The sequence below is a fragment of the Deferribacter desulfuricans SSM1 genome, assembly GCF_000010985.1.
Lineage (GTDB): Bacteria > Chrysiogenota > Deferribacteres > Deferribacterales > Deferribacteraceae > Deferribacter > Deferribacter desulfuricans.
Map to the genome: position 1 here is coordinate 177,443 of NC_013939.1, position 26,240 is coordinate 203,682.

Annotated in this window: 28 protein-coding genes and 4 tRNA genes; 15 read left to right on the forward strand and 17 right to left on the reverse strand. The window is 31.3% G+C overall.

The genetic code is table 11. From position 1 onward, the window contains the following. The first annotated feature begins 1 nt into the window (after window position 1). From DEFDS_RS00880 to DEFDS_RS12865, 5 genes are read left to right on the forward strand one after another with little or no spacing between them, the layout of a single operon-like run. A complete protein-coding gene (locus DEFDS_RS00880; RefSeq protein WP_013006934.1) occupies window positions 2–1,912 on the forward strand; it encodes a heme lyase CcmF/NrfE family subunit in 1,911 nt (636 codons plus the stop codon). A gap of 9 nt (window positions 1,913–1,921) precedes the next feature. Beyond that, the gene (locus DEFDS_RS00885; RefSeq protein WP_013006935.1) at window positions 1,922–2,638 is read left to right on the forward strand and encodes an ABC transporter ATP-binding protein; all 717 of its coding nucleotides are present in this window, start codon (window positions 1,922–1,924) and stop codon (window positions 2,636–2,638) included. Beyond that, on the forward strand, window positions 2,635–3,318 hold the full coding sequence (locus tag DEFDS_RS00890) for a heme exporter protein CcmB (RefSeq protein WP_013006936.1): 684 nt from the start codon (window positions 2,635–2,637) through the stop codon (window positions 3,316–3,318). Before DEFDS_RS00885 ends, DEFDS_RS00890 begins: the two co-directional genes overlap by 4 nt. After that, window positions 3,319–3,996 (forward strand): cytochrome c biogenesis protein CcsA, encoded by a 678-nt coding sequence (gene ccsA / locus DEFDS_RS00895; protein ID WP_013006937.1) that lies wholly within the window; start codon window positions 3,319–3,321, stop codon window positions 3,994–3,996. It begins immediately after the preceding gene. 31 nt (window positions 3,997–4,027) lie between these two features. Then, window positions 4,028–4,162: a CcmD family protein gene (locus DEFDS_RS12865; protein ID WP_084742486.1), complete on the forward strand. Its 135-nt coding sequence runs from the start codon at window positions 4,028–4,030 to the stop codon at window positions 4,160–4,162. A gap of 260 nt (window positions 4,163–4,422) precedes the next feature. Here the strand turns inward: DEFDS_RS12865 and DEFDS_RS00900 are convergent. The 9 genes from DEFDS_RS00900 to hypA form a co-directional block, all read right to left on the reverse strand. Next, window positions 4,423–4,495 (reverse strand) — tRNA-Gly (locus DEFDS_RS00900). A gap of 5 nt (window positions 4,496–4,500) precedes the next feature. Next, window positions 4,501–4,582: transfer RNA gene (locus DEFDS_RS00905), tRNA-Leu, on the reverse strand. A 14-nt stretch (window positions 4,583–4,596) separates the two neighbouring features. Further along, window positions 4,597–4,669 (reverse strand) — tRNA-His (locus DEFDS_RS00910). An 18-nt stretch (window positions 4,670–4,687) separates the two neighbouring features. Further along, window positions 4,688–4,761, reverse strand: a tRNA-Arg gene (locus DEFDS_RS00915). A 60-nt stretch (window positions 4,762–4,821) separates the two neighbouring features. Then, window positions 4,822–5,118, reverse strand: a complete 297-nt coding sequence (locus DEFDS_RS00920) for an ArsR/SmtB family transcription factor (protein WP_013006938.1) — start codon at window positions 5,116–5,118, stop codon at window positions 4,822–4,824. Between the two features lie 350 nt (window positions 5,119–5,468). Continuing rightward, window positions 5,469–5,807, reverse strand: a complete 339-nt coding sequence (locus DEFDS_RS00925; protein WP_013006939.1) for a YraN family protein — start codon at window positions 5,805–5,807, stop codon at window positions 5,469–5,471. Continuing rightward, the gene (locus tag DEFDS_RS00930; RefSeq protein ID WP_013006940.1) at window positions 5,800–6,363 is read right to left on the reverse strand and encodes a ribonuclease HII; all 564 of its coding nucleotides are present in this window, start codon (window positions 6,361–6,363) and stop codon (window positions 5,800–5,802) included. Before DEFDS_RS00930 ends, DEFDS_RS00925 begins: the two co-directional genes overlap by 8 nt. Beyond that, window positions 6,335–7,006, reverse strand: coding sequence for a hydrogenase nickel incorporation protein HypB (gene hypB, locus DEFDS_RS00935; protein ID WP_013006941.1), 672 nt, complete (start codon window positions 7,004–7,006; stop codon window positions 6,335–6,337). The genes DEFDS_RS00930 and hypB overlap by 29 nt, the downstream gene beginning before the upstream one ends. After that, window positions 7,006–7,347, reverse strand: a complete 342-nt coding sequence (gene hypA / locus DEFDS_RS00940; RefSeq protein ID WP_013006942.1) for a hydrogenase maturation nickel metallochaperone HypA — start codon at window positions 7,345–7,347, stop codon at window positions 7,006–7,008. Before hypA ends, hypB begins: the two co-directional genes overlap by 1 nt. A gap of 242 nt (window positions 7,348–7,589) precedes the next feature. Between hypA and DEFDS_RS00945 the strand changes: the two genes are divergently transcribed. After that, on the forward strand, window positions 7,590–8,327 hold the full coding sequence (locus DEFDS_RS00945) for a sulfite exporter TauE/SafE family protein (protein WP_013006943.1): 738 nt from the start codon (window positions 7,590–7,592) through the stop codon (window positions 8,325–8,327). A 350-nt stretch (window positions 8,328–8,677) separates the two neighbouring features. On the opposite strand, the gene DEFDS_RS00950 is transcribed toward DEFDS_RS00945, so the two are convergent. Genes DEFDS_RS00950 through DEFDS_RS00960 form a run of 3 tightly spaced genes read right to left on the reverse strand, consistent with a single transcriptional unit; the run spans window position 8,678 to window position 12,582 of the window. After that, entirely contained in the window at window positions 8,678–8,941 is a 264-nt protein-coding gene (locus DEFDS_RS00950) for a cysteine-rich small domain-containing protein (RefSeq protein WP_013006944.1), read from the reverse strand. After that, window positions 8,931–11,669: a hybrid sensor histidine kinase/response regulator gene (locus tag DEFDS_RS00955; RefSeq protein ID WP_013006945.1), complete on the reverse strand. Its 2,739-nt coding sequence runs from the start codon at window positions 11,667–11,669 to the stop codon at window positions 8,931–8,933. The genes DEFDS_RS00950 and DEFDS_RS00955 overlap by 11 nt, the downstream gene beginning before the upstream one ends. Next, on the reverse strand, window positions 11,656–12,582 hold the full coding sequence (locus DEFDS_RS00960) for an ABC transporter substrate binding protein (RefSeq protein WP_013006946.1): 927 nt from the start codon (window positions 12,580–12,582) through the stop codon (window positions 11,656–11,658). The genes DEFDS_RS00955 and DEFDS_RS00960 overlap by 14 nt, the downstream gene beginning before the upstream one ends. A gap of 314 nt (window positions 12,583–12,896) precedes the next feature. On the opposite strand from DEFDS_RS00960, the gene DEFDS_RS00965 reads away from it, so the two are divergent. The 9 genes from DEFDS_RS00965 (at window position 12,897) to rpsU (ending at window position 21,767) form a co-directional block, all read left to right on the forward strand. Then, a complete protein-coding gene (locus DEFDS_RS00965) occupies window positions 12,897–13,649 on the forward strand; it encodes an NAD-dependent protein deacylase (protein ID WP_013006947.1) in 753 nt (250 codons plus the stop codon). A gap of 100 nt (window positions 13,650–13,749) precedes the next feature. After that, window positions 13,750–14,241: an HIT family protein gene (locus DEFDS_RS00970; protein ID WP_013006948.1), complete on the forward strand. Its 492-nt coding sequence runs from the start codon at window positions 13,750–13,752 to the stop codon at window positions 14,239–14,241. Beyond that, a complete protein-coding gene (locus DEFDS_RS00975) occupies window positions 14,238–14,561 on the forward strand; it encodes a LapA family protein (RefSeq protein WP_013006949.1) in 324 nt (107 codons plus the stop codon). The genes DEFDS_RS00970 and DEFDS_RS00975 overlap by 4 nt, the downstream gene beginning before the upstream one ends. Next, window positions 14,545–15,594 carry a tetratricopeptide repeat protein gene (locus tag DEFDS_RS00980; protein WP_013006950.1) on the forward strand — a complete coding sequence of 350 codons (1,050 nt, stop codon included), beginning with the start codon at window positions 14,545–14,547 and terminating at the stop codon, window positions 15,592–15,594. The genes DEFDS_RS00975 and DEFDS_RS00980 overlap by 17 nt, the downstream gene beginning before the upstream one ends. A 169-nt stretch (window positions 15,595–15,763) precedes the next feature. After that, complete coding sequence (gene tig, locus DEFDS_RS00985) at window positions 15,764–17,176, forward strand: trigger factor (RefSeq protein ID WP_013006951.1); 1,413 nt, start codon at window positions 15,764–15,766, stop codon at window positions 17,174–17,176. 4 nt (window positions 17,177–17,180) lie between these two features. Beyond that, window positions 17,181–17,768: an ATP-dependent Clp endopeptidase proteolytic subunit ClpP gene (gene clpP, locus DEFDS_RS00990; protein WP_013006952.1), complete on the forward strand. Its 588-nt coding sequence runs from the start codon at window positions 17,181–17,183 to the stop codon at window positions 17,766–17,768. Window positions 17,769–17,832: 64 nt separating this feature from the next. Beyond that, window positions 17,833–19,065 (forward strand): ATP-dependent Clp protease ATP-binding subunit ClpX, encoded by a 1,233-nt coding sequence (clpX, locus tag DEFDS_RS00995; RefSeq protein ID WP_013006953.1) that lies wholly within the window; start codon window positions 17,833–17,835, stop codon window positions 19,063–19,065. A 148-nt stretch (window positions 19,066–19,213) separates the two neighbouring features. Then, window positions 19,214–21,532 (forward strand): endopeptidase La, encoded by a 2,319-nt coding sequence (gene lon / locus DEFDS_RS01000; protein ID WP_013006954.1) that lies wholly within the window; start codon window positions 19,214–19,216, stop codon window positions 21,530–21,532. A 7-nt stretch (window positions 21,533–21,539) separates the two neighbouring features. Continuing rightward, window positions 21,540–21,767: a 30S ribosomal protein S21 gene (rpsU, locus tag DEFDS_RS01005; protein ID WP_013006955.1), complete on the forward strand. Its 228-nt coding sequence runs from the start codon at window positions 21,540–21,542 to the stop codon at window positions 21,765–21,767. Between the two features lie 26 nt (window positions 21,768–21,793). Here rpsU and DEFDS_RS12935 read toward each other — a convergent pair whose 3' ends face one another. Genes DEFDS_RS12935 through DEFDS_RS01025 form a run of 5 tightly spaced genes read right to left on the reverse strand, consistent with a single transcriptional unit; the run spans window position 21,794 to window position 26,201 of the window. After that, window positions 21,794–21,967, reverse strand: coding sequence for a hypothetical protein (locus tag DEFDS_RS12935; protein ID WP_153801449.1), 174 nt, complete (start codon window positions 21,965–21,967; stop codon window positions 21,794–21,796). Window position 21,968: 1 nt separating this feature from the next. Next, window positions 21,969–22,664: a tRNA (5-methylaminomethyl-2-thiouridine)(34)-methyltransferase MnmD gene (locus DEFDS_RS01010; protein ID WP_041223532.1), complete on the reverse strand. Its 696-nt coding sequence runs from the start codon at window positions 22,662–22,664 to the stop codon at window positions 21,969–21,971. Continuing rightward, the gene (gene nadB, locus DEFDS_RS01015; RefSeq protein ID WP_013006957.1) at window positions 22,636–24,183 is read right to left on the reverse strand and encodes an L-aspartate oxidase; all 1,548 of its coding nucleotides are present in this window, start codon (window positions 24,181–24,183) and stop codon (window positions 22,636–22,638) included. The genes DEFDS_RS01010 and nadB overlap by 29 nt, the downstream gene beginning before the upstream one ends. Beyond that, a complete protein-coding gene (locus tag DEFDS_RS01020; RefSeq protein ID WP_013006958.1) occupies window positions 24,184–24,906 on the reverse strand; it encodes a DUF6588 family protein in 723 nt (240 codons plus the stop codon). After that, entirely contained in the window at window positions 24,903–26,201 is a 1,299-nt protein-coding gene (locus DEFDS_RS01025; RefSeq protein ID WP_013006959.1) for a radical SAM protein, read from the reverse strand. Before DEFDS_RS01025 ends, DEFDS_RS01020 begins: the two co-directional genes overlap by 4 nt. Window positions 26,202–26,240 lie beyond the last annotated feature (39 nt).

Sequence of the window (26,240 nt, forward strand, 5' to 3'; positions counted from 1 at the left end):
TATGGGAAATATTGGGTATTTTTTTCAAATAGCAGGTTTATTTGCAGGATTTATAGCAATTTTATTTTATTTTTTAGCAATATATAAGGATGATGAACAAAATAATAAAATAGGGAATATTCTTTTTATTATTCAAACAGTTTTAGCTACAGTTGCATCCTTTGTTTTGGTTTATGCACTAGCTACAAGCTATTTTAAGATGGAGTATGTTGCTCAATACACGGATAGAGCTTTGCCATTTATTTATAAGATTAGTGCCTTTTGGGCGGGTCAAGCAGGTTCACTCCTTTTTTGGGGCTGGCTAATCACATTAGCAGGAATAATAGAAATAATGAGACATCGGAAATTGGATAATAAATATAGAAGTTCAATAATGCTTATAGTTGCAATTACTTCAACTTTTTTCCTTTTAATCACTTCGACAGTATCCAACCCTTTTAAAGAACTTGACTTCTTCCCAGCTGATGGTCTGGGGATGAACCCATTATTACAAAATCCAGGGATGCTTTATCACCCACCCACATTATATATAGGTTATGTATTATACACTTTACCTTTTGCTTATGCTATTGCATCTTTGATTACTAAAGATTACAGTGCGAAATGGTTAAAATTGTCAAGAAGCTGGAATTTATTAGCATGGATATTTTTAACAATTGGTATTGTGTTGGGAGCCCAATGGGCGTATGTAGAGCTTGGTTGGGGTGGATACTGGGCTTGGGATCCAGTGGAAAATGCATCTTTATTACCATGGCTTACTGGAACAGCGATGTTGCATAGTGCAATAATGTATGAGAGAATTAGAAGACTAAAGATTTGGACTTATTCACTTGCCTTTATTACATTTGAACTTTGTATTTTTAGCACGTTTTTAACCAGAAGTGGAGTGATTGATTCAGTTCATAGCTTTGGAAAATCAGCACTTGGTGGATTTTTCCTTTGGTTTATGATTTTGGTTGCTGTGGGGTTTGTAATTTTGTTGTTAAAGGGGATAAACGAATTAAAAGAGAAAGGGGATTTTTATCTACTATCGAAAGAAGGGATGTTTTTTATAACAAACTGGGTGTTTGTTGGTTTGATGTTAGTGGTTTTATTTGGTACAACTTTACCCATTTTTTCTGAAATATTTTCTAATAATAAAAGTAGTGTAAGTATTTCTTACTATAATAAAGTTTCAATACCGTTTTTTATAGCTTTGTTGTTTCTTGCTGGTGTTTGCCCATTATTACCTTATAAAAAAGCTAGTTTAAGTGAAATATTTAAAAAATTGTGGCTTTCCATAGTGCTAACTTTAGTAGCTGGAGTGATTATTTATTTTAATGGTTACACCAAAATAATCCCTCTAGTTCTATTTATGGTTACTTTTTTTGCGTTTTTCGCTATAATTATTCAAATAGTTAATAATTTGAAAAATGCAGGTGTTAGTGCTTTATTTAAAAACAGAAGATTTTATGGTGCAATGATTATTCACCTGGGTTTATGTATGATAGCTTTTGGTGTTATTGGATCTGCTTTTTATAAAAGTTCTACAGATGAAGTGGTTAAAGAGAATTCTAGTATAATTTTTGATGAGTATAAACTAATGGTAAAAGATTTAAGGTTTGAGCAAAAGGTTAACTATGTTTCTGCATTTGTTCCTGTTAGTGTTTATAAAAATGGTAGGTACATAATAACTATGAAGCCTGAAAGAAGATTTTATAAAAACGAAGAGCATGCTAATGCTGAAGTTGCTATTTATACTACTTTTTTAGGTGATTTATATTTAATACTTGCAAGTTATGATAAAAATCAGGGTATCGTGGGGATACAGGCTCTTTATCATCCTTTAGTTGTTTGGATTTGGATAGGGTGTTTTGTTATGGTTATAGGTGGAATTTATTCTTTGAGTAATAGAAGAGGTGTAGAGGCTTAATGTATAAATATGAGTGAGATTATTAAAGTAAAAAATTTAACTAAAAAGTTTGGGAAAAATGTTGCTTTAAACAGTGTAAACTTTACTGTTAATCAAGGTGATTTCATTTCTATTTTTGGTCCAAATGGAGCTGGTAAAAGTACATTACTGAAGCTTTTATCTACACAGATTAGGCCTACAAATGGGGATATTTTTTTTAATGGTATTAAACTGAGTGATTTATCCAGTGATTTTAGGAGGTATTTTGGCGTAATTTCGCATCAGCCATTTTTGTATGAGAATTTGAGTGCTTATGAAAATTTAAAGTTTTATGGTAGCTTATATGGAGTTGAAAATTTAGAAGACCGTATAAATACTCTTTTGAAAAATGTAGAGCTTACTGGCAGAAAACATGATCTCGTTAGAAATTATTCAAGAGGGATGTTGCAAAGGCTATCTATTGCAAGAGCCTTGATTCATGACCCAGAAATTATTTTTCTTGATGAACCATACACAGGGCTTGATCAACATGCCTCAAATATTTTAACAAATATTTTAAAAAATCAATTTGACAACAATAAAACTATATTAATGATAACACACAACCTTCAAAAAGGGTATGAGCTTGCAACAAAGATTATGGTTTTGAATAAAGGGGATATTGTTTTGCTTGAAGAAAAAGAACTTTTACCACCTTCGGAGTTTGAAGATATATATTTATCCAGTGTATCAGCAGGGGTAAGATGAAAAGGTATTTTCAAGTTATTTCCAAAATTGTGGAAAAAGATTTAATTTTGGAGTTAAAATCGAAGGAAGTAATAAACTCTATGCTGGTTTTTTCTTTATTGGTAGTTGTTATTTTTAGTTTTATCTTTGAACCTGGAGCAGAATATAAAAATGAAATAGCTGCTGGTATTTTATGGATGGCTATAACATTTTCTGGTATTTTAGGATTAAACAAATCTATAATAAATGAAATTAATGGCGGTAATTTAAATGCTCTATTACTTGCTCCTGTAGATAGAAGTGCTGTATTTTTTGGTAAGGTTTTGTCAAATTATCTGTTTTTGTTGTTAATGGAGTTAATGACCATACCTATTTTTATGATATTTTACAATATTAATTTGTTTGAGAAAAATGTAGTTGGTACGCTCTTAGTTTTTCTTTCTGGTAGTTATGGTTTTTCTGTGTTAGGGACATTGTTTTCTTTAATTTCAGTCAAATCAAAAACAAGAGAACTGATGCTTCCTTTACTTTTATTACCTCTTTTAGTACCCGTTATTTTAGCTTCAATACAGTCTTTAAATATTTTTTATTTTGATGGTGGATATGCTGATGCTTCCAAATGGCTAAAGCTTATTTTTGCTTTTGATATTATTTTTACATGTGTAATTTATGTGATATTTGACTACGTTGTGGAGGAGTAAATGAATGTTTTAGATAAGTTTGATAAGTTAATATCTATATTGACTTTTATCCTTATTTCAGTGGCTCTTTATTTTGCTTTTATTTATGCACCAGTAGAAAAGGTTATGGGGATCATTCAGAAAATATTTTATTTCCATGTTGCTAGTGCTTGGATAGCTTTTTTTGCTTTTTTTATTACGTTTCTTTTTTCAATTTTAGTCCTGATAAATGAAAAAAAGATTTTTGACGAAATAGCTGCATCTTCAGCTGAAATTGGCATTGTTTTTTGCACAATTGTGTTAATAACAGGTCCTATTTGGGCGAGACCAGTTTGGGGGGTATGGTGGACTTGGGATCCAAGGTTAACAACTACGCTTGTATTATGGTTTATTTATGTTGGATATTTAATGTTGAGGAAGTTTGTTGACGAGGATGATAAAAAAGCTAAGTTTTCTGCTGTAGTTGGTGTTGTAGGTTTTATCGATGTTCCTATAGTATTTATGTCAATTAGATGGTGGAGGACTATACATCCCAATGTATTACAAAAAGGTGGTGGTGGATTACATCCTGATATGCTGATAGCTCTTATTGTGTCTGTTATTGCTTTTACATTTTTATATTTAGCACTGATGATAAAGAGGGTAAAGTTAGGGCTCTTAGCAGATAGAGTGTTATATTTACAATCTAAAATTAAATAAGTAAGATTTTTGAGTAATAAAAGGAGGAGCGATGAAAAATTTATGGTATCTTTTTTCAGCTTATATGGTTATATGGATATTGATTACTGGGTATTTGTTTAAGTTGAGCTCGAAAATAAAAGAATTAACACTTAAAATAGATTCTTTAGAAAATGAAATAAAGTAATAAAGGCAATTGACGAAACAATTATTTAGTTGTCCAGATTACTTTACTAAGAATTTGATAGAGCGTGTTGAACAATAATAATTACTTAAACATCTCAGATTGCTTCGTTGGCGCTCGCAAAGACTAAAAGTGGTCATTGTGAGGCAACAAAAGCTGCCGAAAAGACCTCAAATAAATCTAAAAATTTTTATGAGAAAATTTATCTAACGACATATGTAGTTGTGTAATGCGTGAAATAGCAAAAAAGATTAATCAATTAAAGCGGGTGACGGGACTCGAACCCGCGACCTCAACCTTGGCAAGGTCACGCTCTACCAGCTGAGCTACACCCGCATTTATGCGAGTGGAGGGACTCGAACCCCCACGCCTTAGGGCACTAGATCCTAAGTCTAGCGCGTCTACCAGTTCCGCCACACTCGCAAAAAATTTATAAGGGTGAGCGACGGGACTTGAACCCGCGACCACTGGGGCCACAACCCAGGGCTCTACCAACTGAGCTACGCCCACCACTATAAATTGAAAAAACGCGCCCAGGAGGACTCGAACCTCCAACCTACGGATTAGAAGTCCGTTGCTCTATCCTGTTGAGCTATGGGCGCAACCACTACGGAAATGTATCAATAGCAAAACAGAAAAAGGTTGTCAATAAAATTTTATACTTATTCGCAAGTTGGATCTACACCAGTTATTTCAATCAATTTATTAATAATTTCTTTTATTGTATCATCAACCACATAATAACAGACGGAGTTGCCTTCTCTTTTGGATTCTAAAATCCCTTTATTTTTTAAAGCAATTAAATGTTGACTTGTTGTTGCTTGAGGTATTTTTAATCCATCGCAGATTTTTGTTACGTTACATTCATTGTTTAAAAGCCCTATCACAATCTGCAATCTTATTGGATGTCCAAGTGCTTTAAATTTATCTGCATAAGTTTCTAACCATTGCTTGTCCATAAATTCCCCCTATAATAAAATATGTATATTCAAGTATATGAATATTTATTTGAATATGCAATAAAAATTGATAGCTTTTTTAAAAATTGATCTATTTTCACTGAGATTGTTTGAGTGTTTACCTTAATTAGTGTGTAATGACAAAAAGTGGTCATTGCGAGGAGTGAAACGACGAAGCAATCTCTTTTCTTATTCTCTATCATATTTCACTATTTTCAACTCACGACATATAGACTGCTTCGTCACTAACGTTCCTCGCAGTGACAAAAATCTGAGATTGCTTCACTTCGTTAGCAATGACTAAGATTGTTATTACGGAAAGTGATAGAGACTAAGTACTCTTTTTTTAATTATAAAGTGAAGGCGTTTTCTATGTGAGTGATTTTACCTTGATCGATTGAGATTACGTCAAAGCGTAATAAATTGTCATGTAGGTTTTTTACTGAAATAAAATAATTGGCGGTTTTTATGATTTTTTCTATTTTTCTGCTGTCTACAGATTCAAAACCGCTTCCAAAGTTTTTACTGCTCCTTGTTTTTACTTCAACAAAGACTATCAAATTATCTTTTTTGGCAATTATATCAATTTCTCCAAACTTGGATTTGAAATTTTTTTCTATAATTTGATAACCTTTTTGTTGCAGAAACTTTGACGCTTTGTTTTCTCCAATTTTACCTAGATTAAACATAGTTTTTTAAAAAAGTTTTTCGATGTAGTTCACAAATACCATATTTTTTGATTGCTTCTATATGTTCCTTTGTACCGTAACCTTTGTTTTTATACCAATTATATTCAGGGTATTTTAGATGAAGTTTTTTCATAAGATTATCTCTATAGACTTTTGCAATTATTGATGCGGCTGCAATATTTTGAAATTTTGATTCCCCTTTATTAACAGGGTTTATTTTGCATCCGTAAAAGTTTTTTAACTTTACTGCATCAATTGCTATAAAACTGTATTGATTATTTAATCTACTGATGGCTATGTGCATTGCCTGTTTTGTAGCTTGCAAAATATTTATTTTATCAATTACTTTATTGCAAACAACTGCTACACTATAATCTAAAGCAATATCTTTTATATATTGTGCAAGTTTTTCCCTTTGTTTCTCTGATATTTTTTTAGAATCTATTATTCTTTCATCTTTAAAATCAGGTGGTAAAATGACAGCTGAAACAACAAGGGGGCCAGCGAAACACCCCCTACCTACTTCATCAAGACCTACATAGACCTGTTTTTGCATGATACTTTTCTTCTATCCAGTTAACTACATCATTTATACCTGCTTTAGTTTTGCATGAGGTTTCAAAGATTTCTATATCTGGGTTTATCCCTTTAGCATAGTCTTTGCATTTTTCAACATCAAAATCTAACACTTGTAAAAGATCGGTTTTATTTATAATCATTGCACTACTTGCTCTGATTACAGTTGGATATTTTATCGGCTTGTCTTCCCCTTCTGTGGTGCTAATGAGTACTATTTTATAATCTTCTCCCAAATCAAAGGAAGCTGGACAAACTAAATTCCCCACATTTTCAATTATCAATATATCAAGCTCATCCAATGAAAAGGCGGATAAAGCTTTTTCGATACCGTTTGATTCTAGATGACATGCGCCATGGGTGTTTATCTGATAACATGTTACTCCGACTTGTCTTATTCTTTCAGCGTCGTGTTCTGTAGCAAGATCCCCTTCTATTACCCCAACATTGTATTTTTCTTTTAAAATGGGGAGTATATTTTCTAGTAGTGAAGTTTTTCCGCTACCAGGTGAAGATAGAAAGTTTAACACTAATACATTATTTTCTCTAAACAGCATACGTAGATATTTTGCTTTTTGCTCGTTTTTTGTTAAAATCTTAGTTTCAACTTTTATGTTTTTCACTATTCCACCTCTATTTCCGTAATATTGAGCTCTTCACCGCTAATAATTTTTACGTTTAAAGAGTTGCAGTTTTTGCAACTAAAAAAGTAATCATCGTAAGTACTGATATGCCCACAATCTAGACATTCTCCCTGTATGCTCACTTCATCAACAACAAGGGTACTGTTTTCTGCAATAGTCCCTTCTTTTAATGCATCATAGGCAAATAATAAAGATTCTATATCAACAGCTGCTAATTTGCCAATTTTTACGAAAATCTTTTTGATTACTCGGGCATTGTTTTGTGTTGCGGTATCTATTGCTATATCTAAAATATTTTGTGCAATACTTGCTTCATGCATGCTATTTTGATAGCACAATGTCTTATTATTTGCAATATGAATAAAATTTTGATAATTTATTTTGACGAGTTTGCTTTATGCAGCTAAATGTTATTGAAAATAACAGTTTTAAGTATTCCAGATTGCTTTACTATTGCTTGTTATAACTGTATTAAGTGGCTGCTTTAAATAAGTAATAGCAATAAAGCAATTTAATTTAGAAGTAAATGTTTATAGTTTTTTAAACTTTTTTGGGGGAGTAGATGTTAGAAATACTTCTTTTTATAGTTGGGGTAGTATCAGGTTTTATAAATGTAATGGCTGGTGGAGGCTCTTTTTTGACGATCCCTCTTTTGATTTTTATGGGTTTACCTCCAACAGTTGCAAATGGGACTAACAGATTAGGTGTTTTTTTGCAGTCACTTTTTGCTGTTAGAAAGTTTAATCAATACAAAGTGTTTAATCCAAAATTTGCTATTTTTGTGTCCATACCAGCTACAATTGGGGCAATTTTTGGGGCATATCTAGCGACAATTATAAGTGATGCTGCTTTTAAAAAGTATCTGGCAATTATTATGATAGTAATAACTTTTATATCGATATTAAACCCAGTAAAAAATGTGCAATCTAAAGAGATTACTTATTCATTTAAAAGAAAAGTGGCTTTATTTATTGTATTCTTTTTTATAGGTATTTATGGAGGTTTTGTTCAGGCTGGAGTTGGATTTTTAATACTTGCAGGTATAACTTTGACTGGCTTTAATCTTGTTGAAGGGAATGCCATAAAAACTTTTGTAATTATGGTTTTTACAATATTTGCACTTGTTATTTTTATTGCAAACGGGAAAGTGGATTTTATATTGGGGTTTATTCTTGGTGTAGGCAATATTATTGGTGCTCTTCTTGGGACAAAAGTTACTGTGGAAAAAGGGCATAATTTTATACAAAAAGTTGTAATTGTTTGTATTATAATTTTTGCAATTAAACTTTTGATTAGTTAATGAAAAGGGGGCTCATTATGAGCCCAATCGAAATGTAAATCAGAAAATAATAAGTTTTAAACCAATTGCTACTAACAATAAAAGAAAGATCATACCAGCGGCTTTTGATATAATCCCCTCAAGTTTCTGTTTCATAGGTCACCTCCAATCAAAGTGTGGATGTATGATACATCCATGATACATATTAATTTTTTTTTAAATAAAAGCAAGAACTATTAAATTAGTAGGAATTAATAAATATCTGTTCTTAAATAAGAATTCTTTAAATATTTTTATTAATAAAGGCTTAAGTTTGTTTGAGAGCATATGTTATTTATAAAAAAGTTAACTAAAAGAGAAAACAAACACTGTTATTTTTTACTTATGGTTATAAATTTTATCTTATCAGGGTTACCAAAAATTTCTTTTAGTTTATTCATGATAAATTCATAGCTATTTTCGTCGTGATTTTTTGTACAATCTGAGCAGTCCTTATAACCGTTTGTAAATTTATAGTTTCCGCCACAGTCAGAGATAAAATATAATGGACAAAAACAAAATAAACAATTTTGATTTTCCAATTTATGACAGGGATAAAATTCACAAGATTTATTACTGAAATGTTTATAACTCATTTTTTTCCTCATCAGATAATTTTTCTAAAATTGCATAAATATCATCTATATTTATAGGTTTTTTGAGAGCTGCTGCAAAACCGTAAATTTGATAATTTGAGAGTAAATCATCCTCAGAATAACCACTCATAACAACAGTTTTGACATCTATCTTATTTTTGATGAGATATTTTATTAAATCTCTTGCACCCATACCACCTTTAATTGTAACGTCAGCAAATATTATATCAAATTTTTCTGTTTTTAACATTTCGATTGCTTCTTCACCTGTTGCAACCGATTTTACACTACACCCTATTGATTTCATTAGAAGGTTCATAGAATCTCTTATATAAAAATCGTCATCAACTACTAAAATACGCTTTCTTATCCGTCCTAAATGCATTATATTTTCATTTTGCGCTTTTTCATCTTGCTTTCTTGCCAATGGGAGATAAATAATAAATTCTGTTCCTTCACCTTTTATTGATTTAATACTTATATGGCCATTATGGTTTTTAATGATGTTGTATGTTATAAAAAGTCCTAAACCACTTCCTCTTTCTTTTGTTGAAAAATATGGGTCGAAGATTTTATCTATAATACCTTCTTCAATTCCTGGGCCGTTATCTTTTACTCTTATAAGTGCATAGTCCCCTTTTGTTAATCCCATTAAGTTTTTACTTATGTATTTAGTTTCAATAGATAATGTGATTTTACCTTTATTTTTCATCGCTTCTTTAGCATTTATGAAAAGGTTTTGAAATACCTGAAAAATTTGTGTTTCATCCCCCTTGATATAAACATCATTTATCTTAGAGTTTATATCTAAAGTGATATTGCTTCCTGCAAGTGAAAGTTCTTTTGCAGTATTAATTACGTCTTTTAAATTTATTATATCATTTTTGATTATGTCGCCAGATGATAAAGTAAAAAGTTTGTTTGAAATATTTTTCCCCTGATCTACAATTTCGTCAATTTTATATATTACATCGATACTATCAGCACCAGATAGTTTTACCAAAGATATATAATTTTTTATTGATGCTAGTATATTGTTAAAGTCGTGGGCAATCCCTCCAGCTAACAAGCCAATTGATTCTAATTTGTTTTTTCTTAATTCTTCCATTTCTCGATGAACTTCATCAGTTATGTTGTAAAGAACAATTAAAAAACCTTCCCCTTTAGTATTAAAAAAGAGGGGAGCTTTGAAAATATTTAAAATATAAGTTTGATTTTTATTGTTGGTAAAATAGTACCTATTTGATAAATCTTGCAAATTTAATAGATTATATTTTTCACCGTTTGATTCCAGAATTAATTCATTGATTACGTTTGTATTGTTGTCAAAGCATGTGATATTATAAAATGCTTGATTAGCTAAATCTATTGAACCATCAAAGTTTATTAATGCAATCCCTTCTTTTACATTGTTGATGACAGTTTCCAATTTTTCTTTTTCATATTGAATTTTTTTATTTAATTGCATAGTTACTGTATAGTCGTGTATTGCTATTAAGAAATTATCGGAAATTTTATAACTTTTTATGACTGCATATTTTCTTAGGTCATTATTGTTTCTTAGTTTTGCTATATTGATAAAATCATTTGAAGTAGCTTCTATTTTGCTAATATAGTTACACCCTTCACACGGGGTATTTCTGTTTGCAAAGATTTGATAACATTTTTTATCAATTACTTCATTATCGGCATTGATAAAATGTTTTTCAGCTTCGTTTATAAATTTTAAGTTATAATCTTTATCAACAATATAAATACCCATCTCCAGTGTGTTTAAAATCTTTAGTAGGTTTTGTTCTGATTCCTTTAAAGATGCTAATTTCGCGTAATATTTTTTCAAAAAATCATTAAATTCTATAATTTTTGTATATGTTATCTCTTTTATACTTTTACCTTCTTCAATATCTTTTATTGAGTTTGAAAACTTATTTAGCGGAGCTAATAAATATTTTTTTAGTGTGTTAGAGATAAGAATAATTATAACAATCAAGGCTAAGATTATAGCAATAGCAAATTTTAAGTTGTTGTAAATATAGGGTGTAAAATAAGATTTATTTTTCTTTAAAACTATGAATACGTTAAAATCAGGTAAGTATTGTGTATAAAAATAGAAATTTTTATGTGAAACTATTTTATCAACATTAGATTTATTAAATGGGATAATTTCTGGAGTATAAAATGTTAAAAGTATATTGTTTTTGGAATACAGATAAATATCTGACTCTATCTCCTTTTCCAAATCAAATAATAGTTGATTGATGTTGAATATTGAAATGATCTTTGAATCATCCAATTTTGTCACAAGAATATAGGAAAGAATACCTTTCTCCAATGAGATTTCATTTTTGTTAAATTTTAAAATTTCTTCTGGGCTTAGTATCCTTACTTTGCTAAAATTAAAAATTACCTCGTCTTTTTTTATTATAAAGAAATGTCTGAGTTTCTTTAGTTTATAAAGTTGATATTTAAAAAGATTTATATCTAAACTGTTTGGTTCTTTTAGGTAAATTTCTGCGATATTTTCTAAATTTTTATGCTCACTTACAAATTTTGTTTTTGTTATTGTTTCTATTTTACTAATACTGTCTGCGAAATAATCTTTGATGAACTTATTGTAGTCACTTTTTAGGATAAAAAGTATATAAGCTATAAAAAATATTATAAAGATTAAAGCAATTAGTGAAAATCTTTTAAAAAGAAATGTTGAAAAGTGCTCACTTTTTTTCATTTACAACCTTTTCCGATAGTAAATTACAAAGTGGATTTATCGTTAAGTTATATTTTTTTATTCTGTAGTTGTTTATGTAAAGTGATATTTTTTGGGGTTGTTGATAGGGGATAAGATTTATATCTACACCATTTAATATTGCACATACAATTAATGCAGTTTGTTCACCTATGTTGTAAAAATCAGGTGAATAGCTAAGTGTGGCACCTTTGTATACAAAAGAATTGTCCATTGGGATAACAGGTATGTTATGCTTATCTGCAACGGCCAAGATATTTTTAAAATTCTTAGCTAATTCAGGTATAGGTGCTAAAATTATCAATGAGTTATTTCTAAAATCATTTTTTTCCAATAACTCATTATAACCTAGAATAGTTGAGGGAGTTTTTATATCTAAGTAATTCACTTTATTGAAATATTTAATATGTGATTTAAAAATGGGGTTATCGTAAGTTATGTAATAGGTATGTTTGATTTTTGGAAAGCAGTATAAAGCCATTTCAACCCTTTTTGGAGTCAACTCGAACGCTTCGTGGGAAACACCTGTGATGTTTCTTCCTAAAACACCTAATTCTTTAGGGTCTGCTACTTCATTGAAAACTATTTTGAAATTGTAATTGTTATTATATTTTTTTACTTCTTTAAGAACAGGTGTAGTTGTTGTAAAAACAATATCAACATTATTTTTTTTGAATGATTCTAATATACCTTTTATTAATGACAAGTTACCGTTTATATTTTCGATGAAAAATTTTGGATTGTAACCCAATTCAGTCAATCCATCTTTTAATCCTAAATAAGCAGTTTCAAACTGTTTTGAAAAAAGTATGACACCTATACGGGTATTGTTTTCTTTGGCTAATGTTGATGAGCATACTATAAAAAGAATAATTATCATTTTTATAAATTGCATAATGTTTTTTATATTAACACTACAAAATTTGCAATAAATAAAATAAAAGCTGTTGCATAGGAAACTAATATGTTGATAAAAATCAAATCATTAGATTACTTTGGCGACTTGACCCCAAAATGCTTTCATTGCGAGCGTCAGCGACTCAATCTCAGTGAACTTGAGCATTTATTGCAGTGCAACACCCTAGCTTTATATTAGATTATTTCATCGATTGCATGTCTTGCAAGGGTTATTTTTGTGATGTTATTAGTTCATTATTAAATTTTATTCTTTAAGTTGATTTAAAAATCATTTATTGTTATACAACTGTTATGAATACTGATAAAATTAATGAACTAAAAAATTTGATAAATTTATCTAACAAAATAGTGTTTTTTACTGGAGCTGGGATTAGTACTGAGAGCGGTATCCCTGATTTTAGGTCTCCAGAATCTGGGTTATGGAATAAATATTCAGATTTGGATTTTATTTCGATTGATGGTTTCAAGAGAAATCCTGATAAATTTTATAATTTTGCTATAAATACCTTTGATATTATATTTAAGGCTGAGCCTAATATCGCTCACTATTATATTGCAGAACTTGAAAAAAAAGGGAAAGTGTCAGCAGTTATTACTCAAAATATTGACGGTTTACATCAGAAAGCAGGCTCTCAGAATGTGTTACAATTGCATGGTGATTTGACACATTCTATATGTTTAAAATGCAATGAAAAGTTTTCGACAAGAAGAATGTTTAAAATTGCAAAGGATACAGGTAAAGCGCCAAGTTGTCCTCAATGTGGTGGAATAATTAAGCCGGATGTTGTATTTTTTGGGGAATCTTTACCCGCAGATACTTTGGAAAAATCTGTAGAATATTCAAAAAATTGTGATTTATTTATCGTTATGGGTTCTTCCCTTGTAGTAATGCCTGCAGCGTTACTCCCTGGGTATGCTAAAGGGGCTGGAGCAAAAGTTGTAATATTGAACAAAACTCCAACCCCATATGATTCTTTAGCAGATATAGTTATTTATGATAAATTGAGTAAGATAGTGGATGAAATAAGAGATGAGCAGCTGTAACTCAATTAAGAAAGAGCGATTTGCTCAGATTGTTTCGCTAAAGTTTAAAGTGTCAAATAATAGAATAAGCTTGCTGACAATATTCATAATGAGGTGGTAGATGGATAGATTATGGGCTCCTTGGAGGATGACTTATATTTCAGGTGATCATATTGATGAGGGGTGTATCTTTTGCAACAAACCAAAAGAAACAAAAGATAAAGAGAACCTTATTTTGTTTAGAGGCGAATACTCTTTTATAATGATGAACCTGTTCCCTTATAATAATGGTCATCTTATGGTTGCTCCATACAAGCATACAGGGAATTTAGAGGATTTAAATGATAATGAGTTGTTGGAAATGATGAAATTGGTGCAAAAAAGTATAAAGGCTATGAAAAGGTGTATGAGGCCAGATGGTTTTAACACTGGATTTAATATTGGTAGAGCTGCAGGTGCTGGTATTGCTGATCATGTTCATTTTCACGTTGTTCCAAGATGGGTCGGGGATACAAATTTTATGCCCACATTGGCTGGCACAAAGGTTATTTCAGAGCATATTTTAAAAACTTATGATAAAATATATAAAGAATTACATTTGGAGGATTTATGAAAATTGTTGGGACAATCATTAAAACATTAATTATAGCAGTAATTGCTTTGTTTGCAGCTTTTAATATGCAGCTTGTGGACATAAAATATTTCTTTAATCAGCCGCCTATACAGGTTCCCCTCTTCGTTGTTATCTTAGCATCTTTTATTTTAGGGATTTTGATTACAGCTTTTATCGCTTTTGTTGAAAAGATGAAAACTGGCAGGGAAATTAATAGACTAAAAAAAGAGAAAAAAGAGTTAGAAAACGAGATTGCGAGGTTGAAAAACTTACCTTTAACTAAGGAGTTAGATAAAAAGAATAATGAAGATACTAAGTAAGATATTTTCAAAGTTGAGGACAAATGTGGATGATAAAAGTAAAAAATATTTTTTAAAAGGATTTGGCCACTTAATTAATCAAGATTATGACAAAGCTCTTGAAGATCTCAAAGAAGTAGTGATGCAAAATACCCACATGGTAGAAATGTATGTAGCTTTGGGAACTTTGTACAGAAATAAAGGGGAATATTTAAAAGCAATTCATATTCATGAAAGTGCTGTAGGTGAAAAAAATATTAAAGATGATTTGAAAAAACAAATTTTACATGAGCTGGTTCTAGATTACAAACTTTCTGGACAGTATGATAAGGCACTTTTCAATCTAAACAATCTCCTTAAAATGGATAAATCACCTGTATTGTTCAAACTTCTTGCTTCATTATATTTTGATAAAGGTGATTATGAGTCTGCTATAAAGAGTTATTTAAAATATTCAAAAATATCTAAAAAAGATGTGTCAAAAGAGGTTGCTAACTGTTATTATAAACTATCAGAAAATCAGAGCGACATTAAGAAAAGGATAAAATTATTAAAAAAGAGTTTAGGTTATTTTGCGGCTTTCAGATTGGCAAATTATAAATTACTTGAAGAATATACAACTTTGAAAAACAAAAAGCTAATTTATGAGCAAATAAAAAATATTATAAATTATGACATATTTTACTCTATGGAAGACCTTAATAAAGTTTCTAATATATATTTTGATGATGAAAAACTAGATGTTTTTGTGAAAGAGTGTATTAAAAAAGTTTCTCAAAAAAATGAAAATCCGTTGTATTATTTATTCTTAGCAAATTATTTTAGTAAAAAAGGTGAATTAGATAAGGCCAAAAGTTTGCTTGCAGATTATATTTCAGATGGTAAGAGGTACAATATTGTTTTAGAAAAATATTTAGAGCTTATAAATGAACCTGTTTTAAAAAGTGTGGTTAGTGACAGAAAGTATATATGTAAAAAATGTGAAGAGACTTATTTAGAGTATTATGATATTTGTCCAAAATGTGGTGCTATCCAGGCTATTTACTTTAATTAATCATATTGTAAGTTTTAACGAGAGAGATAGAAGTTGTTTTTTGTATAGTTGAGATCATGGCTTGAAAAAATACTTGATTTTAACTTTTTTTAAAACTATAGATACAGTTTACTGTAAAAAAATGGTACAATTTCTGTACCAAAAAATCCTATAAAGAAAAGGGGAGAGTATGAAAGTAGAAGTAAAAAATGCAGAGAAATCACAAAAAGAGTTATCTATTGAAATACCTGTGGAGAAGTATAACGAGGCTTTTGAGGCAGAATATAAAAAGATTGCTCCAACAGTAAACATCCCAGGGTTTAGAAAAGGGAAAGCTCCAAAGAGTATAGTTTTAAAGCAGTTTAAGCATAGAATCAGTGTGAATGCACTTGAAAAAGTTATAAATGATTCAATAATTCAAGCTTTGACAGAGCATAAGATAAATCCACTGAGTTCCCCTAATGTTAAAGATGTGAATTTTGAAGAGGGGGAGCCTATCACTTTTAAAGTTTATGTGGATGTTTTTCCTGAATATGATGTTGAAAAGATTGATGGGTTTGAGTTTGTAAAAGAGATAGATGAAGTTACTGAAGATGATGTAAACGAGGTTTTGGAAAAATTAAAAACTCAAAATATTTCTTATGAGCCTAAAGAGGACGCAACTGTAGAAAATGGGGACATGGTTGTGATTGATTTTGAAGGTTATGTTGATGGCGAACCTTTTGAAGGTGGCAGTGCTAAGGATTATTCCTTTGTTGTGGGCTCAAATACTCTTTTAAAAGATTTTGAGAATGGTTTAATTGGACACAAAAGTGGTGAAGAGTTTGAGATAGAGGTTAAATTTCCAGAAGACTATTATGAAAAAAATCTCGCTGGAAAAACTGCTACTTTTAAAATTAATTTAAAAGAGGTTAAGAAAAGGGTTGAGCCAAAATTAGATGATGAGTTTGCCAAAGATGTTGATGAAGAATGTGAAACATTAGAAGATCTCAAAAATAAAATCAGAAAAGAGTTAGAAGAAGAGGTTCAGCAGATTGCAAAAGAAAATCTGTATGAGCAAATAATTGAAAAACTTATAGAGGCTAACTCTTTTGATATCCCAGATACTTTAATAAGAGAGCAGGCGGAAAGACTTGCTACACAAACCATGCAGCAATACCAGTATATGTATGGAGTAAGTGCAGAGCAACTTGGATTTGATAAAGAGAAACTTGTTGAGCATTATTGGAATTTAGCCGAAAAACAGGTTAAAAGTGGATTGATTTTAAATAAAATCGCTGAAAAAGAGAATATTGATGTGACTCAAGAAGAGATTGATAAGAAAATAGAAGAGCTTGCAAATAAGTTGAAAAGGAATGTTGATGATTACAAAAAGGAATTAGAATCTTATGGCGGCATCAATAATATTAAAAATAATTTGCTAACAGATAAAATATTCAATTTTATAATCAGTAAGAATAAAGTTGAAGAGAAAGTTGTTACAAAAGAGGAGAGAGCTAGAAGGAAAAAAGAAGAAGAGGAAAAAGCTAAAAAAGCTGCGGAAGAAGCTATGAAGAAGAGTGAAAATAAAGAGAAAGATAAAGAAGAGAAAGATGGAGAGTAGTATTATGAGTTTTTATGTGCCTTATGTGGTAGAGCAAACTGGTAGAGGTGAAAGAGTTTATGATATTTATTCAAGACTTTTAAAAGATAGAATTATATTCTTAGGTACAGCTATAGATGATAATGTTGCAAATGTTGTGATTGCTCAAATGTTATTTTTAGAAGCTGAGGACCCTGATAAAGATATTTATCTTTATATTAACAGTCCAGGTGGTGTAATAACAAGTGGTTTGGCAATTTATGATACTATGAACTATATTAAACCAGATGTATCTACAATATGTATAGGTCAGGCTGCAAGTATGGCGGCTGTGCTTTTGTCAAGTGGGGCAAAAGGGAAACGTTTTGCTTTACCAAATGCTAGGATTATGATTCATCAACCTCTTGGTGGCTTTCAAGGGCAGGCAAAAGATATTGAAATCCATGCAAATGAGATATTAAGAATGAAAAAGATGTTGAATGAGATACTTTCAAAAAATACAGGTCAACCTATCGAAAAGATTGAAATGGATTCTGATAGAGATTTCTTTATGAGTGCAATGGAAGCTAAAGAGTATGGCTTGATTGACGATTGTATTGAAAAAAGAGGTTGATAATATAGTTGATGAGTTTATTTTTGTTTAGGTGTAGGAGTAAAATTATAGAGGTGTTAATATTATGAGTAAAAAGAATTCGTTGTTCTGTTCTTTCTGTGGAAAGAGTCAGGACGAAGTTAAGAAGTTGATAGCAGGACCAAGTGTCTATATTTGTGATGAGTGCGTAGAGCTATGCTCTGAAATCATACAAGAAGATATGAAGGAAAATGCTGAAGATACCGAGATTAAATTAATAAAGCCTGCAGAGATTAAGGCAAAGCTTGATGAATATGTAATAGGGCAGGATGATGCAAAGCGTGTTTTGAGTGTTGCGGTTTATAATCATTATAAAAGGATACTTTTTGGTAAGAAAACTGATGTTGAGATAGAGAAATCAAATATTTTAATGATAGGCCCAACTGGGACGGGTAAAACCTTGCTCGCGAGAACTCTAGCTAAAATATTAAATGTACCGTTTGCTATTGCTGATGCTACCACTTTGACTGAAGCTGGTTATGTGGGTGAGGATGTTGAAAATGTAGTATTAAAACTGATTCAGGCAGCAGATTATGATATAGAAAGAGCGTCTAAAGGTATAATTTTCATTGATGAAATCGATAAAATTTCTAGAAAAACAGATAGCCCTTCTATTACTCGTGATGTTAGTGGAGAAGGTGTACAGCAAGCACTTTTGAAAATTATTGAAGGGACTGTAGCAAATATCCCTCCTCAAGGTGGCAGAAAGCATCCTCATCAAGAGTACTTACAGATTGATACTACAAACATTTTGTTTATTTGTGGAGGAGCCTTTGCAGGCCTTGAAGAGGTAATAAAAAGAAGGATTGGTAAAAAATCGTTAGGTTTTAACTCTGAAATAGAAAATCAAAATAAATTATCAAGAGATGAGATTTTAAGACAAGTTCAACCTGAAGATTTGATAAAATATGGATTAATCCCTGAATTCGTTGGAAGATTACCTGTTATTGCTACGCTTCATGATTTAGATGAAGAGGCACTTATAAAGATATTGACAGAGCCTAAAAACTCACTTGTTAAGCAATTTCAGGAAATATTTAAGCTTGATAATGTGAAGTTGACGTTTACACAAGGTGCTTTAAGAGCTATTGCTAAAAAGGCTATTGCGAGGAAAACTGGTGCAAGAGGTTTGAGATCAATTGTAGAAGAAGCTATGCTTGATCTAATGTATCAAATACCATCAATGGATGGTTTAAAAGAGTGTATTGTAAATGAAGATGTAATAAATAAGAAGGCTGAACCGATATTAATTTTTGAAAATAAAAAGGAGTCAGCATAATTTATGCTGACCCCTTTTCCATATATTTAACATTTTGATGTTCATAATACAAAAAGGATTTTGTGAATAAATTTAGTTGTTTGAGATACAAGGTTTAAATAATCTTATAATTAAAAAAATCATTAAAATAAAAAGATTGGGGTTTTAAATGGTAAATATAGAACAGTATCCAATGATTCCACTTAGAGATTTGGTGGTTTTTCCATACATGATTGTTCCTGTTTTTGTGGGAAGGCCAAAATCGATATCTGCTGTTAAAGTAGCAGAAGATACAGATAGAAAAATATTTTTATCTTTACAAAAAGATTCAAAAATTGATAAGCCTAAATTTGAAGATATCAATCAAGTAGGTGTTGTAGCTGAGATTCTTCAAGTTTTAAAACTTCCTGATAATACAATTAAAATACTTGTTGAAGGTGTTAAAAGAGGGAAAGTAATAAATTTTATCGATGATGAGGAAACGGTTTTTGTTGAGATTGAAGAGTTAGAAGATATTATTACTACTGATGAGCATTTACATAACCCATTAAAAGAAACGTTGTTAAAAACTTTTGAAGAGTATATTAAGGTTTCTAAAAAAGTTCCTGCAGAAGTTTATGAAACGCTAAAAGATATTTCAAGCCTTAATAAAATAACATATCTAATAGCATCTAATTTGCAAATAAGATTAAATGATCTCCAAACTGTTTTAGAGATTGATTCTGTTGTGGAAAGAGCTGAAAAACTTATTGAACTTTTGCAAACAGAGATTGAAATTGCCAAAATCGATGAGAGAATAAAGCATAGAGTCAAAGCTCAAATGTCTAAAGCTCAAAGAGAATACTACCTAAATGAGCAAATTAAAGCAATTCAGAAAGAACTTGGTAGAGAGGATGATTTAAAAGCGGATATTGAAGAGATCGAAGCGAAAATTAACGAGCTTGAGATGCCTGAAGAGGTAAAAGAGAAAGCCGCAAGAGAGTTGAGAAAATTGAAAATTATGCCTCCAATGAGTGCTGAAACTACTGTAGTTAGAAATTATCTTGATTGGCTTGTTAATCTTCCTTGGGGTGTTTATACGGAGGACAAGATAGATATAAAAAAGGCTGAGGAGATTCTTGATAGAGATCATTATGGGTTGGAAAAGGTTAAAGAGAGAATATTGGAGTTTTTGGCTGTTAGAAAAGTTTCTCCTGATATAAAAGGCCCAATTATATGTTTTGTAGGTCCGCCAGGAGTTGGTAAAACATCTTTAGCAAAATCTATTGCTGAGGCCCTTGGTCGAAATTTTGTAAGGATTAGTCTCGGGGGTGTTAGAGACGAAGCGGAAATCAGAGGGCATAGAAGAACATATATAGGTGCGCTACCTGGCAAATTAATTCAGTCGATGAGAAAAGCAAAAAGTATGAATCCTGTATTTTTGCTAGATGAGATTGATAAATTGGGTTCTGATTTTAGAGGTGATCCATCTTCTGCATTATTAGAGGCGTTAGATCCAGAGCAAAATAGCTCTTTCATGGATCACTATTTAGAAGTTGAGTTTGATCTGTCAAAGGTATTTTTTATAACAACGGCAAATACAACAGAAACGATTCCCTCGGCTTTGCTTGATAGAATGGAAGTGATTTATATATCTGGATATACTGAAAAAGAGAAGTTTAATATAGCTAAGAAATTTTTAATTCCAAAACAGTTAAATGAACATAAAATTGATGCGGAAAAAGTAAAGATTACTGATTCGGCGATTAATGAATTGATTTGGTATTATACCCGTGAAGCAGGTGTAAGGAATTTAGAAAGAGAAATTGCAGCTCTGGTAAGAAAAGGGGTGAAAAGGTTAGTTAGTGAAGAAAATATTAAAAGAGTTGTAATAAGTAGTAAAAATATAGAGAAATATTTAGGTATTAGGAAATACAGGATTGAAGAGGTTGAAGAAGATTATGAGGTTGGAGTAGCAACTGGGCTTGCATGGACCCCTTATGGTGGTGAAATTTTACAAACAGAAGTAGCGATTTTCGAAGGTAATGGAAAAATGGCAATTACAGGGCAAATAGGTGAGGTGATGCAGGAATCAGCTCAAGCAGCATTGACTGTTGTTAAAAGCCGTGCCGGTAAGTATCAAATACCTGACTATAGGTTTAAAGAGTTTGATATGCATATTCATGTCCCTGAAGGTGCAGTTCCAAAAGATGGACCATCAGCAGGTATTACTATTGCGACTGCTATTATGTCTGCTCTTACTGATAATCCTGTAAATTGTAGGGTTGCGATGACAGGTGAGATTACCTTGCGTGGTAAGGTATTTCCTGTTGGAGGTATCAAGGAAAAAGTGTTGGCAGCTCATAGAGCAAAATTAAAAGATGTTATTTTGCCAGCTGAGAATAATAAGGACTTGACAGAAATCCCAGCTGATGTTAAAAGAGACATCCGTTTTCACTTGGTGAAAGCGATTGATGAAGTTTTTGAAATAGTATTTAAAAAAAATTAGAAAAGGGGTGATTCCTTTGGCAGTTAACGCTATTGTAAAGGTCGATGGTGATAACATCGACTATGCTTTGAAGCTTCTTAAGAAGAAGGTGGAAAGAGAAGGGCTTATTCGTGAAATTAAAAGGCACACTTATTACGAAAAGCCTACAGAGGTTAGAAGAAAGAAGCTTCTAAAAGCAAGAAGGAAGCAGCAGAAGCTTGTTAGAAAGCTAAAAGAAAAATATAAGTATTATTAAAAAAAGCCCCTTTTATGGGGCTTTTTTTATGATTTGCTATTTTTATCAGATTCAATTTGTTGGTATAAGTGATAAGCTGTATCGACTCCTACTATTTTTTTAGCAGTATCCAGCGATTTTATCTTAATCTTTTTCTTTAATATTAGCTCTTTGTATTTATATTTTTTGGCTAAAATTTTTGCTTTTTCTTCTTGAGTCATTTTAGAGCCTCAACCTTTTGTAAAATACGGTCCCAGGTTGAAAAGCGTCTGGTAACTTTTTTGTTTCGTATGGGATTAATCCAACTTTATAAAAATCTTTTCTTATTTTATCTCTGCAAGAATATGTTACGATACAACCATCTTCATCCAATATTTCGTATAGTTTTTTATATACAGGGATTTGCCACATCTCTGGATTTTTAGAAATACTAAATGGGTCAAAATATATTATATCAAACTTACAGTTTATGTATTTTGTGGTTCTATAAAAATCGTCAATAATTAAAAATAGATTGTAGTTTTTGTAAGATTTATTATCGATGAGTTTTTTTAGTATTGAGTACCCTTTCTTAGGCCATAGGATATTGTAGGTTTTTACTAATTTTATTAAAGATTCATCCTTTTCAATGGATACAATATTTATTTTAGATTCTATATTTTTTCTCTCAAGGAATTCTATGGTAGTAGCAATATTGTAACCTAATCCAAAAAAAATATCTAACAACCATATTGAATGTTTTTCATTGCATTTTTTCCCGATTTCAGAAGGAATTACAAATTTATGCAAACTTTCCGTGTATGCACCGATAGACTTTGCATGGTAGCCTTCTTTGTAATCGATATTGTAAAAACTTATTGAACCATCAGCTGTTGCAAAAGGTTTTTTATTATCTGATAATGGGATTAAATTCGCCATTTTCAAAAACTATATGCCAGTTTTCTTTGATTTTTTCTGGGTAGTCTTTTCTAAAATGTGCACCTCTACTACCTTTTCTATTTTTTGCTGCAATTACCATTAACTTTGCTACCTGTAGCATATTAAAATATTCGAGACAGTTTCTACACACAGCATTTTTGCCGGTATTTTTTAATTTTAAATCAATAAAGTTTAGTGCTTCATTTAGTGAGTTTTCATCTCTTACAATACTTGCATTTTTCCACATTACTTCTTGTAATTCTGATTTATCTTTATCTATATTACAATCACTATACTTGTTGATAGGTATATCAAAGCTTGTTACCTTTTTGTTTTTTAAATCAATGGCTGCAGCCTTTGCAGACCTTGCACCGAAGACAACGCTTTCTAATAGAGAATTGCTTGCAAGCCTATTTGCTCCATGAACACCTGTACAAGCACATTCTCCACATGCATATAATCCTGTGATATTAGTTCTACCCCATATATCGGTTTCAATTCCACCCATATAATAGTGGGCAGCTGGGCTAACCGGGATTAAATCTTTAGTTATATCAATTCCATAATTTTTCAAAGTGTTGTAAATTTTTGGGAAACGATTTTTCACAAAATTGCAATCAAGATGAGTCATATCAAGATAAACATGCTCAGCATCCGTTTTTTGCATTTCAAAAAATATTGCTCTACTGACTACATCTCGAGGAGCTAATTCCCCTTTTTCGTGGTAGTTAAAACAAAATCTCTCTTTGTTTATATTTCTTAAAATGCCACCTTCGCCTCGCATTGATTCACTTAATAAGAAAGCAGGTGCACCTTTTAGATGCAAAGCTGTTGGATGAAACTGATAAAACTCTAAATCCTTAACAGTTGCCTTTGCTCTAAATGCTATGGCTATTCCATCACCAGTTGCAACTTCTGGGTTTGTAGTCCTTTTAAATATTCTACCAGCACCACCGGTTGCTAAAATAACTCCTTTAGAGAAAATGGGGTATATCTCTTTTGAGTTTTCGTCAATAACAGTTACACCAAAAACCTCGTTATTATTGACAATTAAATCTATTACAAAGGTATCTGGTATAAATGTTATATTTTTTATCTTTGTAGAATATTCTTTTAATGCTCTAACTATTTCAAATCCTGTTGCATCACCATGAGCATGAATTATCCTGTTTACTGAGTGAGCAGCTTCTCTTGTAAAGTCTAAATGATCGCCAACCATATCAAATTTTGCTCCCCAGCCAATTAGCTCTTTGATATAGTGAGGTCCTTCATCCACTAAAGTCATTACGGCATTTTTATCACAGAGTCCATCTCCTGCTACTATAGTATCTTCGTAATGTAATACTATATCGTCTTCATCTGATAAAACTACTGCTACACCGCCCTGCGCATGTTCAGAACTGCCTTCACCTACGCTTGATTTTGTTATTAAAGCTACTGAGCCGTGTTGGGCAAGACCAACAGCGGCTCTTAATCCTGCAGCTCCACTACCGATAACTAAAAAATCGTATTGTATCATTTAAAACCTCAACCCTATTTTTATTCCGTATTGATTAACAGTACCCATACTAGCTTCTGCATTTATAACGAATAGTGGAAATGGTGAAAATTGTAAACCAACAAAACCTCTGTATATTGTGTTGTGTTCATCATCAAGATCAACGAGGTCTGAATGCTCTTTTGTATTTACCCTTAAAGCAGTTATCCCCGCATACGGTGTAAGCATCAAAAAACCTTTACTAATCATCAGGTCTAAAGATTGTGTATTTACATCAAGTTCGTCAACACCTTCGAGCTTTGAAAAAGCGCCTCTTATTGCGATAGCAGGCATTGCCATATTACCTTTTAAAATTGCATATTTAAGTTCGAGTCCCCAAAGTCTTATATTTGTATTTGGCACGTAAGTGTACATACCTCCAACATCAATACCGAATGGTAACCCTTTTTGGACATGAATTCTAGGTACAGGGATGTATGAGTAAGGGTCTTTATCAGAAAATATAGCTTTCCAATATTTTTTCCCATCATCAATATCAGTTAATACCAATTCTGCAGCCACATCAAACCCAGTTATTCCTAATGGTTCGGCAGGTGACATTGGGTTAAATTGCAAAGCAACACCAAGTTCTTTAGAGAGATCCTTAAAATCATCTTGGTCGATTGGGATTGTAAATTCGAGGTCTTTAGCATAAGAGCTTATAACAAAAAGTGCTAAGAACATAAAAACAAAAAACTTTTTCATTTTTTCCTCCTCGTTTTTAAGTTTGGCAGACCAAAATCTTTATAAAAATCTTTTTTTGGTCTATTAAAATAGCCAAACTTTATATGTTTAAACTTCTTCTTAATTAATTTTAGCATATTTTTTAGCCCAATTATCTCTTCGGTTTTAAATTTTAGTTTGGAAAATAAATAATCCGGATCGATATTTAGATTTCTTAACTGAATTAATTCTACTTTGTATGCTGATAAAAAGTCTATCAATGCGTTTATTTCACTTTCTCTATCATTTATCCCAGGCATCATTAGGTAATTTAGCGATACATAGACATTGTATTTATTTGCAAGTTCGATACTTTTTAAAACGTCATCTAATTTATAACCAACAGGATTGTAATAAGAATTATAGGTGGTTTCTACAAAGCTGTTTATACTTACTCTAATACTATCAACACCAGCATCGTAAATCATTTTCATTTTTTCAGGGTTACTGCAGTTGGAGTTAAAGTTTATTGTGAGATCGGGTGCTTTTTTCTTGATAATAGATATTGCCTTAGCTATTATATCAGCAACCATTATTGGATCTCCTTCACACCCCTGGCCAAAACTGATGATTGGATCTTCAGCTACTTCATAATGATTTAAAGCTACTTCTACAATTTCATCAACTGTAGGGATAAAATCAATCCTTTGTTGAGGTGAAGGGCAACATTCGGCTGGTTGAAGTGAAATACATCCTACACATCGACTGTTACAGGTAGGGGAAGTAGGCATTGGGCATTCCCATCTCCCGTAAAATACATTTTTTGCAGCTGTGCAATGATATTCTAACGCACATTTTGATAACTGTTTATAAAGTCTATTGTCGGGATACTTTTGTATTACTGCGTCTACTTTAGATTTTAATCTATTTGTAAAGTCAAAAAGTTTTGGATTCCATTTGTTATCTTTGTCCACTTTAATTGCAGGGACTACAAATTTTCCGTTTAGCCAGCCTACTGCTGTGTATGCGTATAAAGGAAATATCTGATCGGTATATTTTTTATAAGCTGGCAAAAATAATCTTAAATACCCAGGGGGTAAAAAAACTGATAATGCATACCCTCTAGTAAATTCTTCTAAAGAAGCTTTTTCTTGGTTGTAAGCTATTGGATGAGTCCCAGGTAAGTAATAAAAGGTCGTACAATCTGGGATCTCTATTAACTCTAACTCATATGGAACAAAATTATAATTTTCACTTCTAACCACCATTTTAAGTTCAGGGTGGTCATAAATATTTCCGTTTTTATCGGCATATACTAAATTAGGGATTTCGTACAATTATAACTCCTTTTAAAAAATTTGATTTTAAGTGGGTAA

Excerpts from the sequence above, each read along its gene's own strand:
- DEFDS_RS00880 (WP_013006934.1), top strand. The coding sequence starts at position 2 with ATGGGAAATATTGGGTATTTTTTTCAAATAGCAGGTTTATTTGCAGGA.
- DEFDS_RS00885 (WP_013006935.1), top strand. The coding sequence starts at position 1,922 with ATGAGTGAGATTATTAAAGTAAAAAATTTAACTAAAAAGTTTGGGAAA.
- DEFDS_RS00890 (WP_013006936.1), top strand. The coding sequence starts at position 2,635 with ATGAAAAGGTATTTTCAAGTTATTTCCAAAATTGTGGAAAAAGATTTA.
- ccsA (WP_013006937.1), top strand. The coding sequence starts at position 3,319 with ATGAATGTTTTAGATAAGTTTGATAAGTTAATATCTATATTGACTTTT.
- DEFDS_RS12865 (WP_084742486.1), top strand. The coding sequence starts at position 4,028 with ATGAAAAATTTATGGTATCTTTTTTCAGCTTATATGGTTATATGGATA.
- DEFDS_RS00920 (WP_013006938.1), bottom strand. The coding sequence starts at position 5,118 with ATGGACAAGCAATGGTTAGAAACTTATGCAGATAAATTTAAAGCACTT.
- DEFDS_RS00925 (WP_013006939.1), bottom strand. The coding sequence starts at position 5,807 with ATGTTTAATCTAGGTAAAATTGGAGAAAACAAAGCGTCAAAGTTTCTG.
- DEFDS_RS00930 (WP_013006940.1), bottom strand. The coding sequence starts at position 6,363 with ATGCAAAAACAGGTCTATGTAGGTCTTGATGAAGTAGGTAGGGGGTGT.
- hypA (WP_013006942.1), bottom strand. The coding sequence starts at position 7,347 with ATGCATGAAGCAAGTATTGCACAAAATATTTTAGATATAGCAATAGAT.
- DEFDS_RS00945 (WP_013006943.1), top strand. The coding sequence starts at position 7,590 with ATGTTAGAAATACTTCTTTTTATAGTTGGGGTAGTATCAGGTTTTATA.
- DEFDS_RS00950 (WP_013006944.1), bottom strand. The coding sequence starts at position 8,941 with ATGAGTTATAAACATTTCAGTAATAAATCTTGTGAATTTTATCCCTGT.
- DEFDS_RS00955 (WP_013006945.1), bottom strand. The coding sequence starts at position 11,669 with ATGAAAAAAAGTGAGCACTTTTCAACATTTCTTTTTAAAAGATTTTCA.
- DEFDS_RS00960 (WP_013006946.1), bottom strand. The coding sequence starts at position 12,582 with ATGCAATTTATAAAAATGATAATTATTCTTTTTATAGTATGCTCATCA.
- DEFDS_RS00965 (WP_013006947.1), top strand. The coding sequence starts at position 12,897 with ATGAATACTGATAAAATTAATGAACTAAAAAATTTGATAAATTTATCT.
- DEFDS_RS00970 (WP_013006948.1), top strand. The coding sequence starts at position 13,750 with ATGGATAGATTATGGGCTCCTTGGAGGATGACTTATATTTCAGGTGAT.
- DEFDS_RS00975 (WP_013006949.1), top strand. The coding sequence starts at position 14,238 with ATGAAAATTGTTGGGACAATCATTAAAACATTAATTATAGCAGTAATT.
- DEFDS_RS00980 (WP_013006950.1), top strand. The coding sequence starts at position 14,545 with ATGAAGATACTAAGTAAGATATTTTCAAAGTTGAGGACAAATGTGGAT.
- tig (WP_013006951.1), top strand. The coding sequence starts at position 15,764 with ATGAAAGTAGAAGTAAAAAATGCAGAGAAATCACAAAAAGAGTTATCT.
- clpP (WP_013006952.1), top strand. The coding sequence starts at position 17,181 with ATGAGTTTTTATGTGCCTTATGTGGTAGAGCAAACTGGTAGAGGTGAA.
- clpX (WP_013006953.1), top strand. The coding sequence starts at position 17,833 with ATGAGTAAAAAGAATTCGTTGTTCTGTTCTTTCTGTGGAAAGAGTCAG.
- lon (WP_013006954.1), top strand. The coding sequence starts at position 19,214 with ATGGTAAATATAGAACAGTATCCAATGATTCCACTTAGAGATTTGGTG.
- DEFDS_RS12935 (WP_153801449.1), bottom strand. The coding sequence starts at position 21,967 with ATGACTCAAGAAGAAAAAGCAAAAATTTTAGCCAAAAAATATAAATAC.
- DEFDS_RS01010 (WP_041223532.1), bottom strand. The coding sequence starts at position 22,664 with ATGGCGAATTTAATCCCATTATCAGATAATAAAAAACCTTTTGCAACA.
- nadB (WP_013006957.1), bottom strand. The coding sequence starts at position 24,183 with ATGATACAATACGATTTTTTAGTTATCGGTAGTGGAGCTGCAGGATTA.
- DEFDS_RS01020 (WP_013006958.1), bottom strand. The coding sequence starts at position 24,906 with ATGAAAAAGTTTTTTGTTTTTATGTTCTTAGCACTTTTTGTTATAAGC.